General features: G+C 70.9%; 1 protein-coding gene. It reads right to left on the bottom strand.

The genetic code is table 11. The features are described 5' to 3' along the window. Positions 1-35 precede the first annotated feature (35 nt). The gene (locus tag ACFY00_RS38075) at positions 36-1,610 is read right to left on the bottom strand and encodes an IS1182 family transposase (RefSeq protein WP_388038862.1); all 1,575 of its coding nucleotides are present in this window, start codon (positions 1,608-1,610) and stop codon (positions 36-38) included. Positions 1,611-1,682: the final 72 nt, after the last annotated feature.

The following is a 1,682-nucleotide window of genomic DNA, read 5'->3' as shown; positions in this document are numbered from 1 at the left end:
GGGGGGGCTGTCCCGGTTGGGACAGCCCTCCTGCGCTATGCGGTTGTGGGAGTGATGGTCCAGGTGTCGCCCGCGCGGGTAAGCCCGAGGCTGATCAGTCGGCGGAGGTTGAGCGCGGCGGCGCGGTTATGGAGCCAGGTGTCGTTCTTCAGGACACCTCGGTAGGGGACGCGGCGGTTGCCCCGGGCGGTGAGCCAGGCGATGGCGCGTTCGACCGGTGGCCGCCAGCGGCGGTATTCGGCCTGCCAGTCGGGATCGGCAGCAGCCCGGCGGGCGGCTTTCAGACGGTCGTAGTGGGCGTGGACCTGGAACGCCCGGCCGGTCTTGGAGCGGGTGCATCGCTCACGCAGGGGACAGTCGATGCAGAGCTTCTTGAACTGGGCCGTGCGGGCGCCCTTGGCGTCCGGGCGGCCGAGGGGCTTGGTGTGGCCGGCCGGACAGGTGACGCTCCCGATGGTGGTGTCGACCTGGAAGTCGTCGCTGGTGAAGCCGCCGGGGACGGCCTGCCGCAGTGGCGGAGGCTTGATGATCAGGGTGTGGCCGCCGGCTTCGAGGCTCTCGCGCAGGTCGCCGGTGCCGTAGGCGGTGTCCCCGAGGACGGTCAGGGTCGCGGTCTCGTCAGCGAGCAGGTGCCCGGCGACGGCGGCCTCGTGGTTGTGCGCTCCGGTGCCCGCGGTGAGCTCGACCTCGGTCAGCAGACCGGTCTCGGGCTCGAACGCGGCGTGGGCGCGGAAGCCCTCCTGGTGGTGGGTGCGGTTCTTGTGGATGTGGCGGGCCTCGGGGTCGACGGTGGACACGATGCGGTCGGGGGCGGTGCCGCGGGCGATCCGCCACCGACCGTCGCGTCCGTCGGAGCCGTCGGCCACCTCGACGTCCTGACCGGCGACCAGGGCCAGCAGCGCGACGGCGTCGGCGGCCTTCTGGTCCAACTGCCGTTCGGGCAGGCGACCCAGCAGGTTGAGTGCGTCGGTGACCAGGGCGTCCACCAGTGTGGCGCGAGCGGCCTCGTCGTTCCAGGCGATGCGGGGCTTGCCCGGGTCGGTGTAGTCGTGGGCGGTGCACCACGTGGCGGCGGTCCGCTCGGCGTCGGGGACGTCCCGGATCACCCGGCGGATCGCGGCGACCAACTGGGTGACGGTGTCCTGGGTGGCCACCGCGTCGTCCAGCACGGTGGAGTCCAACGCCCGCCGCTGCCTGCCCTTGAGCACACCGGTGGCCGCCACCACCTCCTTGACCCTGGCGAACAGTCGGTTCGGATCCGCTGAGCGCTGCAGCCGGCGTCGAAAGTAGGCCAGCAGCGAGGGGTCGAACGCGGTGTCGTGCAGGCCCAGCCCGCACGCGGCCTTCCATCGCAGGTCACACCGCAGCTGTTGGACCGTGTCGAAGTCCGACAGCCCGTGCAGGCTCTGCAGGACCACGGTCGCGGCCAGGACCTGCGGCGGCATGCTGGGCCGCCCGTTCCTCGACGGGTACATGTCCGCGAACATCGAGTGCGGGAACAGGGACTCCCGGTGCTCGGCCAGGAACGCGAACACGCTCCCGGCCGGGATCAACTCCCGACAGGTCTCCCACACATTCGGTCCGACCAGATCCCCGGCCCATTCCCCCATTGCCACGAAACGAGTCTGGCCCCACCGCTCACACAGCGGGGCCAGAACCCAACATCTTCATCAGACTTCTAG

It is taken from the genome of Kitasatospora sp. NPDC001540 (assembly GCF_042894345.1).
In the GTDB taxonomy this organism is placed as follows: Bacteria; Actinomycetota; Actinomycetes; order Streptomycetales; family Streptomycetaceae; genus Kitasatospora; species Kitasatospora phosalacinea_C.
This window is presented reverse-complemented; position numbering and strand designations above follow the sequence as displayed.

Coding starts and splice junctions, on each gene's coding strand:
- ACFY00_RS38075 (WP_388038862.1), bottom strand. CDS start 1,610: ATGGGGGAATGGGCCGGGGATCTGGTCGGACCGAATGTGTGGGAGACC.